Origin of the sequence: Mesorhizobium sp. LHD-90 (assembly GCF_030929505.1) — a bacterium.
Taxonomy (GTDB): domain Bacteria; phylum Pseudomonadota; class Alphaproteobacteria; order Rhizobiales; family Rhizobiaceae; genus Kumtagia.
In genome coordinates this window covers 1-13,499 of record NZ_JAVFVV010000032.1, presented here as the reverse complement: position 1 = coordinate 13,499, position 13,499 = coordinate 1, and the positions used below count along the sequence as shown (strand labels likewise).

The 13,499-nt window shown below is 64.2% G+C and carries 18 protein-coding genes; 11 read left to right on the top strand and 7 right to left on the bottom strand.

Translation table 11 applies throughout. The features are described 5' to 3' along the window. Window positions 1–43 precede the first annotated feature (43 nt). Both RB623_RS28420 and RB623_RS28415 read left to right on the top strand, forming a co-directional pair. Window positions 44–394 (top strand): DUF4087 domain-containing protein, encoded by a 351-nt coding sequence (locus tag RB623_RS28420; protein WP_374121754.1) that lies wholly within the window; start codon window positions 44–46, stop codon window positions 392–394. A gap of 170 nt (window positions 395–564) precedes the next feature. Then, entirely contained in the window at window positions 565–1,461 is an 897-nt protein-coding gene (locus RB623_RS28415) for a calcium-binding protein (protein ID WP_308060494.1), read from the top strand. Window positions 1,462–1,663: 202 nt separating this feature from the next. On the opposite strand, the gene RB623_RS28410 is transcribed toward RB623_RS28415, so the two are convergent. Then, the gene (locus RB623_RS28410) at window positions 1,664–2,284 is read right to left on the bottom strand and encodes an HD family hydrolase (RefSeq protein WP_308060493.1); all 621 of its coding nucleotides are present in this window, start codon (window positions 2,282–2,284) and stop codon (window positions 1,664–1,666) included. Further along, entirely contained in the window at window positions 2,284–3,162 is an 879-nt protein-coding gene (locus RB623_RS28405; RefSeq protein ID WP_308060492.1) for a folate-binding protein YgfZ, read from the bottom strand. The genes RB623_RS28410 and RB623_RS28405 overlap by 1 nt, the downstream gene beginning before the upstream one ends. 79 nt (window positions 3,163–3,241) lie before the next feature. Between RB623_RS28405 and RB623_RS28400 the strand changes: the two genes are divergently transcribed. After that, window positions 3,242–4,573: a dihydroorotase gene (locus RB623_RS28400; RefSeq protein ID WP_308060491.1), complete on the top strand. Its 1,332-nt coding sequence runs from the start codon at window positions 3,242–3,244 to the stop codon at window positions 4,571–4,573. A gap of 2 nt (window positions 4,574–4,575) precedes the next feature. Here RB623_RS28400 and RB623_RS28395 read toward each other — a convergent pair whose 3' ends face one another. The 4 genes from RB623_RS28395 to RB623_RS28380 all read right to left on the bottom strand — a co-directional run bounded on the left by RB623_RS28395 (window position 4,576) and on the right by RB623_RS28380 (window position 6,679). Then, window positions 4,576–5,274, bottom strand: a complete 699-nt coding sequence (locus tag RB623_RS28395; RefSeq protein WP_374121753.1) for a hypothetical protein — start codon at window positions 5,272–5,274, stop codon at window positions 4,576–4,578. A gap of 162 nt (window positions 5,275–5,436) precedes the next feature. Next, on the bottom strand, window positions 5,437–5,694 hold the full coding sequence (locus RB623_RS28390) for a hypothetical protein (protein WP_308060523.1): 258 nt from the start codon (window positions 5,692–5,694) through the stop codon (window positions 5,437–5,439). Window positions 5,695–5,826: 132 nt separating this feature from the next. Beyond that, window positions 5,827–6,183, bottom strand: a complete 357-nt coding sequence (locus tag RB623_RS28385) for a TIGR02301 family protein (protein WP_308060522.1) — start codon at window positions 6,181–6,183, stop codon at window positions 5,827–5,829. 85 nt (window positions 6,184–6,268) lie between these two features. Next, window positions 6,269–6,679 carry an NUDIX hydrolase gene (locus RB623_RS28380; RefSeq protein ID WP_308060490.1) on the bottom strand — a complete coding sequence of 137 codons (411 nt, stop codon included), beginning with the start codon at window positions 6,677–6,679 and terminating at the stop codon, window positions 6,269–6,271. A 134-nt stretch (window positions 6,680–6,813) separates the two neighbouring features. Between RB623_RS28380 and RB623_RS28375 the strand changes: the two genes are divergently transcribed. Next, on the top strand, window positions 6,814–7,587 hold the full coding sequence (locus RB623_RS28375) for an SOS response-associated peptidase (protein WP_308060489.1): 774 nt from the start codon (window positions 6,814–6,816) through the stop codon (window positions 7,585–7,587). A 158-nt stretch (window positions 7,588–7,745) separates the two neighbouring features. Here the strand turns inward: RB623_RS28375 and RB623_RS28370 are convergent, their stop codons facing one another. After that, entirely contained in the window at window positions 7,746–7,907 is a 162-nt protein-coding gene (locus RB623_RS28370) for a transcriptional regulator (protein WP_308060488.1), read from the bottom strand. A 551-nt stretch (window positions 7,908–8,458) separates the two neighbouring features. Between RB623_RS28370 and cysS the strand changes: the two genes are divergently transcribed. From cysS to pip, 7 genes are all read left to right on the top strand, one after another. Then, window positions 8,459–9,889: a cysteine--tRNA ligase gene (cysS, locus tag RB623_RS28365; RefSeq protein ID WP_308060487.1), complete on the top strand. Its 1,431-nt coding sequence runs from the start codon at window positions 8,459–8,461 to the stop codon at window positions 9,887–9,889. 84 nt (window positions 9,890–9,973) lie between these two features. Continuing rightward, window positions 9,974–10,369 (top strand): VOC family protein, encoded by a 396-nt coding sequence (locus RB623_RS28360; RefSeq protein ID WP_308060486.1) that lies wholly within the window; start codon window positions 9,974–9,976, stop codon window positions 10,367–10,369. A gap of 4 nt (window positions 10,370–10,373) precedes the next feature. After that, on the top strand, window positions 10,374–10,865 hold the full coding sequence (locus tag RB623_RS28355) for a GFA family protein (protein ID WP_308060485.1): 492 nt from the start codon (window positions 10,374–10,376) through the stop codon (window positions 10,863–10,865). After that, window positions 10,862–11,353, top strand: a complete 492-nt coding sequence (locus RB623_RS28350) for a GFA family protein (RefSeq protein ID WP_308060484.1) — start codon at window positions 10,862–10,864, stop codon at window positions 11,351–11,353. Before RB623_RS28355 ends, RB623_RS28350 begins: the two co-directional genes overlap by 4 nt. Beyond that, window positions 11,350–11,829, top strand: a complete 480-nt coding sequence (locus RB623_RS28345) for a GFA family protein (RefSeq protein WP_308060483.1) — start codon at window positions 11,350–11,352, stop codon at window positions 11,827–11,829. Before RB623_RS28350 ends, RB623_RS28345 begins: the two co-directional genes overlap by 4 nt. Beyond that, entirely contained in the window at window positions 11,826–12,302 is a 477-nt protein-coding gene (locus RB623_RS28340; protein ID WP_308060482.1) for a GFA family protein, read from the top strand. The genes RB623_RS28345 and RB623_RS28340 overlap by 4 nt, the downstream gene beginning before the upstream one ends. Beyond that, a complete protein-coding gene (gene pip / locus RB623_RS28335; RefSeq protein ID WP_308060481.1) occupies window positions 12,299–13,249 on the top strand; it encodes a prolyl aminopeptidase in 951 nt (316 codons plus the stop codon). Before RB623_RS28340 ends, pip begins: the two co-directional genes overlap by 4 nt. The last annotated feature ends 250 nt before the right edge of the window (window positions 13,250–13,499 follow it).

The window sequence follows — 13,499 nt, the reverse complement described above, 5'->3', positions numbered from 1 at the left end:
CATCATGAAATCCGCCGTCCGTCTGCGCCTGGCGTTCTTGACCATGTCAGTCTTGGCCGGGCTGTCCGCCGCCCACGCCGCCGAGCGCCGCTGCGGCTGGTATTCCAATCCGACCCCCGGCAACCTCTGGCTGATCGACAGGGACGCCACCTGGACGATCGCCTCGCAGGGCGAGGCCGATGGCCCCGACGCCGCCGGCGTCGACAACGCGCCCGACTTCGACCCAAAACAGTTCGTCAAGACGCAGCACCCCGAACAGGATTATGGCTACGGCTGCGCCTGCATGACGGTGGAGACCGATGCCGGCAAGCAGCGCATCACCCGCGTCTTTGCCGGCAAGATTCTGCCGCTCGCCAAATGCAGGAGCGACAAGGGCCTGCCGCCGCCTTCATGAGACGGCTGGCACCGGATTTCGGCGCCGCATCGAGCCGTCTTGCCGGCCACAAAAAAATCCCGTCCTTCACGGAATAGACGCCTGCCCGTCGCGTTTCCCGCCTTGCAACGGCGATGACGGTCGAGCCGACCCCCGGCTCGACGCCGCCGCAAAGCGGACGGAGAAAAGACATGGCGACCATCATTGGCAATGACGACGCGAATCGCATCGTCGGTACTTCGGCGGCGGACAAGCTCTACGGCCGCAGCGGTGACGATTTGATCTACGGCCGCGACGGCAACGACCTGATCTATGGCGAGGCTGGCAACGACCGCCTCTTCGGCGGCGAAGGCCACGACACCTTCCGTGGCGGCGGCGAGGACGACCGCATCTATGGCGAGAACGGCGATGACGTCATCTACGGCGACGCCGGCAACGATCAGGCCTATGGCGGCCTCGGCATCGACCGGCTGTTCGGCGGCGAAGGCAACGACCGCCTCGACGGCGGCGACGGCAACGACACGCTTGTCGGCGGCGACGGCAATGACACGATCCTCGGCGGCAATGGCAACGACGTCATTGCTGGCGACGACGGCAACGACCGGCTCAACGGGGGATCAGGCACCGACACGATCCGCGCCGGCGAGGGCAATGACGACGCCTGGGGCGGCGCCGGGTCGGACCTGATCTATCTCGGCGTCGACAACGACCGCGCCTGGGGTGGCTCCGGCAACGACCGAATCTATGGCGAGAACGGCGACGATTTTCTCGACGGCGGCAGCGGCAACGATGTGCTCAGCGCCGGTGCCGACGACGACACGCTGGTCGGCGGCGCGGGCCATGACCGTTTGGCCGGCGGCGAGGGCGACGACACCGCCGTCTGGGTCAATGCGATCGGCGAATTCACCTTCCGCGACACTTCGGGCGGCATCCAGGTGATCCATGCGCGCGGCGGACGGGAGGAGGGCACCGATCTGCTGGTCTCCGGCGTCGAGACTCTGAAGTTCGCCGGGCAGGAGATCTCCATCGACGACGTCGAAACCCTGCTTGCCCGCTCCTCGACGGTCTCCGGAATGGAGTTCATCTGAGCATTCGCAACACGCGGCGCCGGCATTCCTCTGCCGGCGCCGCCGATCTAGGGTGTGTTGATATTCAGGTCAGGCTGAGCCGAAAATGGTGGATTTCGAGAACCGGAACGGAGCGTACGTGCTGGTACGTGAGTACCGGAAGCGCAGAAAACCGCCATTTGCAGGCCAGCATCACCTGAATATCAACGCACCCTAGTCCGGCCTATGCCTTCTCTCTGCGTGCCTTCTCGATCACCTCGAAGCGTCTGAGGAATGCTGTCTGCACCGCCTTGGCGGGCCGCAGCCGCAAATCCAGCCCGTCGGCGGAAATGCCGTTCGGGCGGCCGAAATAGCGCACCGCCTCCGTCGTGCCGAATCCGGCAAGCACCGTCGCCTCGAAATAGGCGGCGATTTGGTCGGCGCGCTTGATAGCGCTCTTCGTCTTGGCGTCGAGTTTCGGCGGCAGTGAAAAGCGCAGGTGGATTGCGTGCTGCAGTCTCTCCTCCACCATCCTGTAGTCGCCGCCCACCACGGCCTTGAACGGCGAGATCATGTCGCCGATGACGTATTCCGGCGCATCGTGCAGCAGCGTCGCCATCCGCTGGTCAGGTGAAGCCGCAGGCATCTGCGCGCAAAAAATCGCCTCGACGAGTAGAGAGTGCTGGGCGACCGAAAAGGCATGGTCGCCGAACGTCTGGCCGTTCCAGCGGGCGACCCGCGCCAGCCCGTGCGCGATGTCGGAAATCTCGATGTCGAGCGGCGAGGGGTCGAGCAGGTCGAGCCGCCGGCCTGAAAGCATGCGCTGCCAGGCGCGCGGCGGCGCTCCCGCCCGGTCCGGCGCCATCAGGCCTCCTCCGCCGTGGCCGCGTCCTGCGGGAAGGTGAATGTTGCCCATGCCGGAATGGCGAGCGTCAACTTTGCCTCGCCCGCGGTGATCGGAATGCCGGCGTCCATCGCCGCCTTCACCTTGTCGATGCGTACGATCGCGATGGCTAGGCGTCCGGCGCTCGAACCGAGCGTGCCGACCGGACGTCCTGCCGCCTGGATGTCTGTGCCTGCCGAAGGAAGGTCGGCGTCGCCGGTGGCGACCAGCACGCGTCGCCGCGCCGTGCCGCGATGCTGCATGCGTGAGACAACTTCCTGGCCGACGTAGCATCCTTTTCTGAAGCCTACGCCACCGGTCTGATCCAGCAAAACGTCGTGCGGAAAAACATCATTCAGGGAAAAGTCACTGCCACTCTCGGCTATGCCGTTGAGAATGCGAAATCTTTCCCACTTCACGCGATCTTCGAGGCTGCTGGTGGCGCTGCCCCCATAGCTCCGCCATGCCGCGGAGGAGTCTGGAAATCGCCGGTCTCGCAGCGCGCCATCCGGTGTCGAATCGGCTTCTGAGCCGCTTGATTCATCCCGCCATGAAACCAGCACAAGCTGTTGATCCAGCTTTCTTAGTTCCGCTTTGGCGCGCAGCCGGTAAAGCGTCAGCCGGCGCACCAGGTCGTCGGCGACGTCGGCGCGGCAGTCGAGCAGCAACGCATTTTCGCCCGCCCGAGATACGAGGAAATCGAACAGGATCTTTCCCTGAGGTGTCAGGAGCGCCCCGGGCATGATCTCGCCAGGCAAAAGCTGTTCGAGATCGGTGGTGATCACGTTCTGCAGCAGGTGCTCCGCGTCGAGTCCGGAGACGGAGATCAGCGCGCGGTCGTCGAGGAGTGCGGTTGGCATGGCGTCAGTCTGGCTGCTTGCAATCGGCGAGATCCTTAACTAAGCCCCGGAAAACCCTTGAACAAGAGTGGTTGGTCACATGGCGGCGTCCTACGATCTTCTCCTGACGGGCGGCATTGTCGTCAATCACGACGGCACCGGCCACCGTGACATTGGCGTCACCGCCGGTCGCATCGCCGCCATCGGTGATCTTTCCCGCGCCTCCGCCGGCGAGACCATCGACTGCACCGGCCTGCACATTCTGCCAGGCGTAGTCGACAGCCAGGTTCATTTCCGCGAGCCAGGGCTGGAGCACAAGGAGGACCTCGAGACCGGCTCGCGCGCCGCGGTTCTCGGCGGCGTCAGCGCCGTCTTCGAGATGCCCAACACCAACCCGCTGACCACCAGCGAGGCTGCCCTGGCGGACAAGATCTCGCACGCAACCAATAGAATGCATTGCGATTTCGCTTTCTGGGTCGGCGGCACGCGCGACAACGCGGCAGACGTCGGCGAACTAGAACGTTTGCCGGGAGCGGCCGGCATAAAGGTCTTCATGGGCTCGTCCACCGGGGACCTGCTGGTCGAGGACGACGACGGCGTGTACTCGATCCTCAGGAACACCCGCCGCCGCGCCGCCTTCCATTCCGAGGACGAATTTCGCCTACGCGAACGGGCCTCATTGCGTGTGCCCGGCGATCCGTCCTCGCATCCGGTCTGGCGCGACGAGATCGCAGCACTTCGCTGCACCGAGCGGCTGGTCAGGGTGGCGCGGCGGGCGCGGGCGCGCATCCACGTCTTGCACATCTCGACGGCGGAGGAGATCGCCTTCCTGCGCGACCACAAGGACGTCGCCACCTGCGAGGCGACGCCGCATCACCTGACGCTGACGGCCGACGACTACGCGAGCCTGGGCACGCTGATCCAGATGAACCCGCCAGTGCGCGCGGCCCGTCACCGCCTCGGTGTCTGGCTCGGCATTTCAGACGGCGTGGTCGACGTGCTCGGCTCCGACCATGCTCCGCACACGCTGGAAGAGAAGGCGAAACCCTATCCGGCCTCGCCTTCCGGCATGACCGGCGTGCAGACGCTGGTGCCGATCATGCTCGACCATGTGAATGCGGGGAGGCTCACGCTGGAACGTCTCGTCGACCTCACCAGCCACGGCCCGAACCGGCTGTTCGGCATGGCCGGCAAGGGCCGCATCGCCGCGGGATACGACGCCGACTTCACCATCGTCGACCTGAAGCGCTCAGAGACGATCACCAATGCCCAGGCCGGCTCGAAGGCCGGCTGGACGCCCTATGACGGCAGGCAGGTGACCGGCTGGCCGGTCGGCACTATCGTGCGCGGCCAGCGCATCATGTGGGAAGGCGAGATCGTCGCGCCGGGGAGAGGACAGCCGGTGCGGTTTTCCGAGGCGCTGCCTCTGTAGGACTACTCTCCGGCGACGAAAAACGCCCACCGGCCCTGCGGCGTGATGCCGACGCGGTAGAAGATGTAGGAGCCGAAGTTCTTCATCTCCTCGTAGTCGCCAGCGGTCACGATCTTGAACAATTCGACCCGCTGCGGGCCGGTGAGCTTGTCCAGCGGCACGGCGAAGAAATACGGCCAGACATAGAGTTCTTCCGGCTTGCCGGCGTCGAGATGCACGTAGCCGGCCGACAGCACCTCTTCCAGGATCGCAAGGATTTCCTGCCCGTCCTCGTCGCCGGCGAGGCTCTTCAGGTAGTCGATCGGATCGCCTTCGACGGCGATCAGCGACAGTTGCGTCATGTCGTCGCCCATGCCGAGCAGCGGCCGCAGCTTTTCGATGTCGCCGCTCTTGGCGACTTCGAGCATCTGGTTGCGCAGCTTCTGCACGTCCGGCGGCAATTGGCTAACGTCGTAAAGCACTTCCGGTGCCGGCTCGTCCGGATCCGGCCTGGCCTGCCCGGCGGGCTCGGTCGTGTCGTCCGAATCGGCAGGGGTCGTTTCGTCCGGTTGCTCGGTCGTGGAGGGCGATGTGGCCTCCGGCAGCGGCACGGTCTTTTCGGTGTCGTCGCCCTGCGGCTGCTGGGTGGAAGGCGCCGGCAGTTCCTCGCGCTTGATCTCGCTCAGCGCCAGCGCCGGGACGCCGCTCAGAGAAAGCGCCACGCCGATCGTCAGGCAAAGCAGGGCGGGCCGGCAAATGCTAAAAATTCCCGCGACCGCCGCGGGGTGCCCCCTCCGGGCCGCTAGGAACCTCATCAACAATTCTCCGCGAATGCGCCGTCCGCCGTCAGTCCTATAGCACGGATCGTGGATTTGCGTGACGACTCAATGTCGCGACTGCGAAGGTGCGAAATCGCCGGCGACGACCCGCTCGCGCATTCGGTCGATAAGCGACAGCGTGACATTCTCCCCGCTGCAGCGGAAAATCTCCCCGAGCGCCGTGGCCAGCGCGGCTTCTGCGATGATGTCCGTCTCGATGCCTGCCGAAAGCCCTTCGGCCCAGGCTTCCGTGTGGCATTCGACGGCGGTCAGGCGCTTTTCCTCGCGTACCAGCGCATCGATGTCACTCGTGTTATGCTCGATACTCACATCCTCACCCTTCAAATCCATGGCCGCGAACGGCCAACTTGATTCAAATTTTTAATGTCCCATTAAGGGTTCTACCACACTTGTCCCGCACTGCACGCTCGCATTGGCGAAAAAGTTAACGCGTTCCTAATTTCCATAGCGGACCGCTGTTTCACGAGAAAGCTGCTCGCCTTCCTTGATGTAACGGCCAGTCGCTTCCACCGCCGCGGCGGTGCAGACCGTGTAGTTGCCGGCGAAAGCCCGATACCCGCGGTTAAAGCGCGCCACCAGCCGCGCCTTGCGCTCCGGATCGGGGTTTTCGATTGCAAGCAGGGTTCCCATCTCGCCGCGCCACCTGCCGCCCTTCTCGCCACACAGATTGCGCAGGAAGTGCAGCGAACCCAGGATTTCCGAGAGCCGCAACAAATTGTCCTCGAAGGGGCTTTCGGTCGTTTGCGCGGCGGCCGGGGTCGTGATCGTGACGCCCGCCGAAAACACCAACATCGCGAAAACCGCTCGCCCCATGACCGGCTTGTGGCCGATCATTTTGGCGGGGGCAAGGCGACCGAAACGACATCTCATCGCGTTTTCAGCTTCTTGCGAGCAATCGTTCAGAAATTTCCTCGATCATGCCGGTCAGGGGCAGGCGTTTCAGTTCGTCAAGGGTGAAGAAGACCGCTTCCTCGGCGTCGCTTGCGCTAACCGGCTCGCCGCCGATATGCTGCGCGGAAAACACCTGCAGCCGGAATTGCACCGGCGCGTCCTCCTTGCCGCCTCCGACCACAAGTTCGATCACCGGGCTGAGCGGTCCAGCCTGCAATCCAGTCTCCTCTAACAGTTCGCGCCGCGCCGCTTCCTCCAGCGTCTCGCCGGCCTCTACCCGGCCGCCGGGAAAGGCATAGAGCCCGCGCGACGGCGCCCTGCCGCGCTTGACCAGCAGCACGCGTTCGCCGCGCACCAGGGCGACCGAGACGGCGGGGATGGGCTGTGGCGCGGTCAAGCTGTCACCTTTGCGACGATGTCGCGCGATAGGGTTGCGGGCGTGGGCGAATCCCACACTATGCGTACGGGCTGAGTCTCGAACCTGCCGCTTATTCACTCCATCCGGAAGCCGGGATCAAGGAGAGCGCTTTCATGTGCGGACGCTTCACGTTGATGGCGACGCCCGACCAGGTCGCTCTGTTCCTGTCGCTCACCGATCTGGAGGATTTTCCGGCCCGCTACAATATCGCGCCGACCCAGCCGATCCTGATGGTGGCGGCTGGCCATCCGCAGCCGCCGGGCTCCAACCTGCCGGATCGCATAGCCATGCTGGTGCGCTGGGGCCTGATCCCCCGTTGGGCAAAAGACCCCAAGAGCCTGTCGCTCTTGATCAACGCTCGCTCCGAAACTGCGGATGAGCGCGGCACATTCAAGGCGGCCATGCGCCATCGCCGCGCGCTCATTCCCGCCAGCGGCTTTTACGAGTGGAAGACCGTCGACAAAACCAAGCAGCCTTTCTTCATGCGGCCGCGCGACGGGGGGCTCGTGGCTTTCGCCGGGCTTATGGAAACCTATGCCGATCCCAACGGATCGGAGATCGATACCGGCGCGATCCTGACCACGGCCGCCACGCCCGACATTGCCCATATCCACGACCGCATGCCGGTGGTCGTCGCTCCGCGAGACTTTGCCCGCTGGCTGGATTGCCGCACGCTGGAACCACGCGACGTGGCCGACATCATGCAGCCGCCGCTGCCGGCCCTGTTCGAGGCGATCCCGGTTTCCGATCTGGTCAACAAGGTGACCAATGTCGGGCCGGAGATCCAGGAGCGCGTCGCCGTCGAAGTCCCGCCTCCGCCGGCGCCGCCGAAACAGTCAAAACCATCCAGGCCGCCGCAGGACGACGACCAGTTCAGCCTGTTCTAACATAATATTGTGCGCGGCCTAAAAGCCGTATCCGGCCCGGCAATAGCCTCGCGCGACGGGCTAAGCCTCGATTGGGCGGGAGCGCATCGGCGCTCCTCGATCCGCCGGGATATTCAAGGCGCCGCTCTCCTGCCGGGTACGGCGCGGCCGAAAGCCGTTCAGGCCTTGGCGGGCGCGGCTCGTACGGGCACCGCCGGCTTGCGCTTCTTGGCGGCAGCCAGCGCACCCGCTACCGCCGCGGGGCCGATGGCGCGATAGTGCTTCACCAGGTTAGCGGCTTGAGCGCGGGCTCGTTCGGCTTCGCTCTTCAGGATGGACATTTCAGTTCCCTTGGTCACTTGTCGTTGCGCCGGCCACTTGTTCGTCGACTTGGACAAAACCGTGGCCGCGACTCCTACATACTCCGACAATTCGCTCAATTAAGTATAGACATGCTTAAGGAAAGCTTGCCGGTGTTGCTTTCCCGTCACGCCACTTGGCTCGTCGGAACGCTCTGGAGCCACGGGAGAAATCGGTTTTGCCGCCTGACCCGCGCCTCCTTGGCGCTCGCCGCTCCAAGCTTTGCCCTCTGACGCAGATGTTAGCCGGAAAATGCAACGAAAACGTGCCGCGCGTATGGCTTTGTCGTAACATTGTAAGACGCCTTGCCGCATTTTGCGATCACGCCGCTTGACGCGCGTCGCGTCCTGGCGCGATAAGGCTGGCCATGAAGACGACTTTTGCCATTTGCGGCATCTGCATTATCGGCTAGCGCTCTCGCTGGTCCGGTCGTTTTCGCTCAATCCTCTTCGATCCGAAAAACGCCCCGGCCAGCAGGCTGGTGTTTTGCGCACCCATGCGGAATGGGTGGGCGAAGGAAACGGGACGGGCGATGACGGACAAGATTCTGCGGCTTTACAACACGCTGACGCGGTCGAAGGAGGACTTTTCCCCTATCGATGCCAACAACGTGCGCATGTACGTCTGCGGGCCGACCGTCTACGACTTTGCCCATATCGGCAATGCGCGGCCGGTCATCGTGTTCGACGTGCTGTTCAGGCTGCTGCGCCATCTCTATGGCGAGGAGCACGTCACCTATGTGCGCAACATCACCGACGTCGACGACAAGATCAACAACCGGGCGCTGCGCGATTTCGGGCCTGACATCGCCGGCGGAAAGCTGTCGCTGAACGAGGCGATCCGACGCGTCACCGAAAAGACCGCCAACCAGTTCAATGACGACGTGAAGGCGCTGGGTTGCCTGCCGCCCACTTTCGAGCCGCGCGCCACGGAGTTCGTCGAGCCGCGCGCCGACGGCAGCACCGACATGATCGGCCTGATTCAAAATCTCATCGAACGCGGCCACGCCTATGAAGCCAACGGCGAAGTTTTGTTCGACACCCGCTCCATGCCGGACTACGGGCAACTGTCGAAACGCCCGCTGGAGGAGCAGCAGGCCGGTGCCCGTATTGCCGTCGACGCGCACAAGAAGAGTTCTGGCGACTTCGTCTTGTGGAAGCTTTCCTCGCCCGAGGAGCCGGGCTGGAACAGCCCGTGGGGCAGGGGCCGTCCGGGCTGGCATATCGAATGCTCGGCGATGTCGGCCGCCTATCTAGGCGAGGTTTTCGACATCCATGGCGGCGGGCTCGACCTGATTTTTCCGCACCACGAGAACGAGATTGCCCAGTCGCGCTGCGCCCACGGCACAGATGTGATGGCCAACTACTGGCTGCACAACGGTTTTCTGCAGGTCGAAGGCCGGAAAATGTCGAAGAGCGAGGGCAACTTCGTCACGATCTACGAGCTGCTGCACACCGAAAAATTCGGCGGCCGAAAATGGCCGGGCGAGGTGCTGCGGCTGGCGATGCTGATGACGCATTACCGCGAGCCGATCGATTTTTCGGTTCGCAAGCTGGAGGAGGCGGAGAACACGCTGCGCAAATGGAAACGTGTCGCCGATACCGCGACCGATACCGAGGCAGCCGTCTCCGGCGAACTCCTGTCGCGTCTGGCCGACGATCTCGGCACCTATTCGGCCTTCCAGGTCCTCAACGAACTCGCGGCCGAAGCCCCGGAGCAGTCCGAAGCGGCGAGCGTGCTGAAGGCAAGCCTCGCCTTCCTCGGCTTCGACGTCTCGAATGCCGATGTCGACGAGGCGGATGTCTCGGCGCGCATCGCCGAGCGCCTCGCTTTCATTGCGCAGAAGAACTGGATCGACGCCGACCGTGTCCGCGACGAACTCCTGGTTGAGGGGATCCAGTTGAAGGACGGCAAGGACCCCTCCACCGGCCAGCGCGTGACGACGTGGGAGGTGAAGCGGTGAGGGCCGAGGACGCAAAGCTTCAAGCGCAACGGCTTGAAATGCTAGATACTGCTCCAGCCTGAACCGCAAGCGGAGAACAGTCCCATGATCGACCACACCGGCATCACCGTTTCCGACTTCGAGGTCTCCAAAACCTTCTACGATGAGGCGATGGCGCCGCTGGGTGCGTCGTTGCTCTATGTTGTGCCGCTGCAGTTCACCGGCGGCGTGAAGGTCGGCGGCTACGGCCGCGAGCGTCCGACCTTCTGGCTGCACGAGGGCGGCAAGCCGCGGGATCGCCAGCACGTCGCCTTCACCGCCCGCAGCCGTGCCGAGGTCGACGCCTTTTACGCGGCCGCGCTCGCCGCCGGCGGCAGGGACAATGGCGCGCCGGGCCTGCGCCCGCACTATCACCCGAATTATTACGGCGCCTTCGTCATCGACCCGGATGGCAACAACATGGAGGCCGTCTGCCACGAGTTCGAGCCCGCGAAAGGCTGATGCCATGAGTCTCGACAATCTGCCCCTCTATGCCGGCGGCTGCCAGTGCGGCGCGGTGCGTTTCCGCGTCGAGGGCGCGCTGGGCGACGCTTCGATCTGTCACTGCCGCATGTGCCAGAAGGCGGCCGGCAATTTTTACCTGCCGCTGGTGTCGGTACGGAAGGCGAAGCTGACCTGGACGCGCGGCGCCCCGAAAAAATTCCGGTCGTCGAACTATGCCTGGCGCGGCTTTTGCGGCGATTGCGGCACGCCGCTGACCTACGAGGCGCCGGACGGCGTGGCGCTGGCGATTGCCGCGTTCGACAAGCCGGAAGAGATCGCACCCACCGTCCAGTGGGGCACCGAAGCAAAGCTGCCCTATGTCGATCACATTCCAGAACTGCCGGGCGAGGAGACGATGGCCGACATTTCCTCGGCGCCCTTCTTGGCCGACCTCGTCTCCTACCAGCATCCCGACCACGACACCGAAACCTGGCCACCGGAGGGCAAGACATGAGCACACTTCCGCTGACCGGCGGCTGCCAGTGCGGCGCCGTGCGCTATTCCATTGCCGATGCCGGCGAGAACGCTTTTCTCTGTCATTGCCGCATGTGCCAGAAGGCGATGGGCAACCTGTTTTCCGCAATGATCTACGTGCCGCCGGAAGCGATCACCTGGACGCGTGGAGAGCCCGCAACGTTCCGTAGCTCCGGTTCGGGCCAGCGCGGCTTTTGCGCCGCCTGCGGCACGCCGCTCTGCTACATCGGCGATTACGGCCACAGGACGATCACCATCGGCTCGCTCGACCATCCCGAGCGTCACAAGCCGAAATCGCAGGACGGCCTGCAGGGCCGCATGCCTTGGTTCGCCGAACTGACCAGCGTACCGGATGAAGGCGAGACGGGCGGCGGGCCGGACGTCGACTGGGTGGTGGCGATCCGCCACTCGAACCGCCAGCATCCCGACCACGACACCGAAACCTGGCCGCCGGAGGAAAAACCGTGAGCGCCCGGGCGATCACCGGCGGCTGCCAGTGCGGCGCGATCCGCTACCGCGTCGAGGGCGAGCTGCGCAACGCCCATATCTGCCATTGCCGCATGTGCCAGAAGGCGGCTGGAAATTACTTCATGCCGCTCGCCAAGGCGCTCAACGGTACGCTCAGGGTGACGCGCGGCGAGATCGCCTATTTCCATTCCTCCGACCCGGTACGGCGCGGTTTTTGCCGGGACTGCGGCACGCCGCTGATCTTCGAGACGCTTGGCGGCACCGGCCCGAATGTCACGCTGGGCAGCCTCGACGATCCGGCGGCGATAAAACCCGGTTTCCAGGGCGCGCCGGAATCGAAGATCGCCTGGCTGGACGAACTCGCCGCGCTGCCGCCTGACGAAGATTCTACCGCATGGTTCGATAGGATCGCGCTGTCCAACCGCCAGCATCCCGACCACGACACCGAAATCTGGCTGCAGGAGGAAAGATCATGACCGAAACCGTCCGGACCGGCGGATGCCAGTGCGGCGCCGTGCGCTTCCGCATTCGCGGTCAACTTGGGCGCGCCTCGATCTGCCACTGCCGGATGTGCCAGAAACAGTTCGGCTCGTTTTTCTCGGCGCTGGTTACCGCGCCGAAGGACGGCGTCGAATGGATGCGCGAGGAGCCCAGCTATTTCCAGTCCTCGGTCAACATCGACCGCGGTTTTTGCCCGCGCTGCGGCACGCCGCTGACCTATCGCCATCCAGACGGGCTGGAGATCGCCATCGGCGCCTTCGACGACCGGTCCGACCTCGCCCCGCAGATCCAGGTCAATTATGCGGTGCGGTTGCCTTGGGTGGAAAAGATCTTCGAGGCGCGCGTTCACGAGGATCCGGGTTATTACTCGCGGCAGGAGCAGATCATCTCCTTCCAGCATCCCGACCACGAAACCGAAAACTGGCCCGAAAGCGGACTGCAGCTATGAATTTGCGTACTCACTACCCTAAGATCGAGCCGTTCGAGACCGGCATGCTGGATGTCGGCGACGGCCACACGATCTATTGGGAACGCGTCGGCACCAGGGGCGCTAAGCCGGCGGTCTTCCTGCATGGCGGGCCGGGCGGCACCAGCCTGCCGAAATACCGCGGCTTCTTCGACCCAGAGCGCTACGACGTCATCCTGTTCGACCAGCGCGGCTGCGGGAAATCCACGCCCAACGCCTCGCTGGAAGCCAACACCACCTGGCATCTGGTCGACGACATCGAACGGCTGCGCGAGATGATGGGCGTCGACAAATGGTTGGTGTTCGGCGGCTCATGGGGCTCGACCTTGGCGCTCGCCTATGCCGAGACGCATCCCGAGCGGGTCACCGAGCTCGTTGTACGCGGAATCTACATGCTGACCCGCGCCGAGCTCGAATGGTATTACCAGTTCGGCGTGTCGCAGATGTTCCCGGAAAAGTGGGAGCGCTTTGTTGCGCCGATCCCCGAGGCCGAGCGCGGCGACATGATGGCCGCCTACCGCAAGCGGCTGACCGGCGCCGACCGCGAAAAGCAGGTGGAGGCAGCACTCGCCTGGAGCCTGTGGGAGGGCGAGACCATCACGCTTCTGCCCGAGCCGGAAACCAGCGATCCGTTCGGCGAAGTCGACTACGCCATAGCCTTTGCCCGCATCGAGAACCACTATTTCGTCCACGGAGGCTGGCTGGAGGAAGGGCAGCTTTTGCGCGATGCGGGGAAGCTCAAGGGCATTCCAGGCGTCATCGTGCATGGCCGCTACGACATGCCGTGCCCGGCAAAATATGCCTGGCAGTTGCACAAGGCCTGGCCGGACGCGGAATTTTTCCTCGTCGAGGGGGCAGGACATGCCTCTTCGGAGCCCGGCATTCTGGACCGGCTGATCTACGCGACGGACAAGTTTGCGGGGAAATGATGACACGCTGCGCCATTTCCCTCCCCCTTGAGGGGAGGGTGGCCGCGAAGCGGCCGGGTGGGGTCCTCGCGGCCACACTCCGACGTTGCTTTGCGTCGCGTACTTCCTCGACCGCCCCCCTCTGGCTGCTTCTGTCCAGCCGATGGATGGGTAACAGAATGGACCGGATACATGGGTTACAGTTCTCCCCGTTGCTGGTCCGCAAAAGCGCCGGCTGGTTTGGGTTGCAAGGCGGTTTTGCGGACCAGCC

Bases quoted from the DNA above. Each gene is read 5' to 3' on its own strand.
- RB623_RS28420 (WP_374121754.1), top strand. From the start codon at position 44: ATGTCAGTCTTGGCCGGGCTGTCCGCCGCCCACGCCGCCGAGCGCCGC.
- RB623_RS28415 (WP_308060494.1), top strand. From the start codon at position 565: ATGGCGACCATCATTGGCAATGACGACGCGAATCGCATCGTCGGTACT.
- RB623_RS28410 (WP_308060493.1), bottom strand. From the start codon at position 2,284: ATGGCGCCGGACCGGGCGGGAGCGCCGCCGCGCGCCTGGCAGCGCATG.
- RB623_RS28405 (WP_308060492.1), bottom strand. From the start codon at position 3,162: ATGCCAACCGCACTCCTCGACGACCGCGCGCTGATCTCCGTCTCCGGA.
- RB623_RS28400 (WP_308060491.1), top strand. From the start codon at position 3,242: ATGGCGGCGTCCTACGATCTTCTCCTGACGGGCGGCATTGTCGTCAAT.
- RB623_RS28385 (WP_308060522.1), bottom strand. From the start codon at position 6,183: ATGTTGGTGTTTTCGGCGGGCGTCACGATCACGACCCCGGCCGCCGCG.
- RB623_RS28375 (WP_308060489.1), top strand. From the start codon at position 6,814: ATGTGCGGACGCTTCACGTTGATGGCGACGCCCGACCAGGTCGCTCTG.
- RB623_RS28370 (WP_308060488.1), bottom strand. From the start codon at position 7,907: ATGTCCATCCTGAAGAGCGAAGCCGAACGAGCCCGCGCTCAAGCCGCT.
- cysS (WP_308060487.1), top strand. From the start codon at position 8,459: ATGACGGACAAGATTCTGCGGCTTTACAACACGCTGACGCGGTCGAAG.
- RB623_RS28360 (WP_308060486.1), top strand. From the start codon at position 9,974: ATGATCGACCACACCGGCATCACCGTTTCCGACTTCGAGGTCTCCAAA.
- RB623_RS28355 (WP_308060485.1), top strand. From the start codon at position 10,374: ATGAGTCTCGACAATCTGCCCCTCTATGCCGGCGGCTGCCAGTGCGGC.
- RB623_RS28350 (WP_308060484.1), top strand. From the start codon at position 10,862: ATGAGCACACTTCCGCTGACCGGCGGCTGCCAGTGCGGCGCCGTGCGC.
- RB623_RS28340 (WP_308060482.1), top strand. From the start codon at position 11,826: ATGACCGAAACCGTCCGGACCGGCGGATGCCAGTGCGGCGCCGTGCGC.
- pip (WP_308060481.1), top strand. From the start codon at position 12,299: ATGAATTTGCGTACTCACTACCCTAAGATCGAGCCGTTCGAGACCGGC.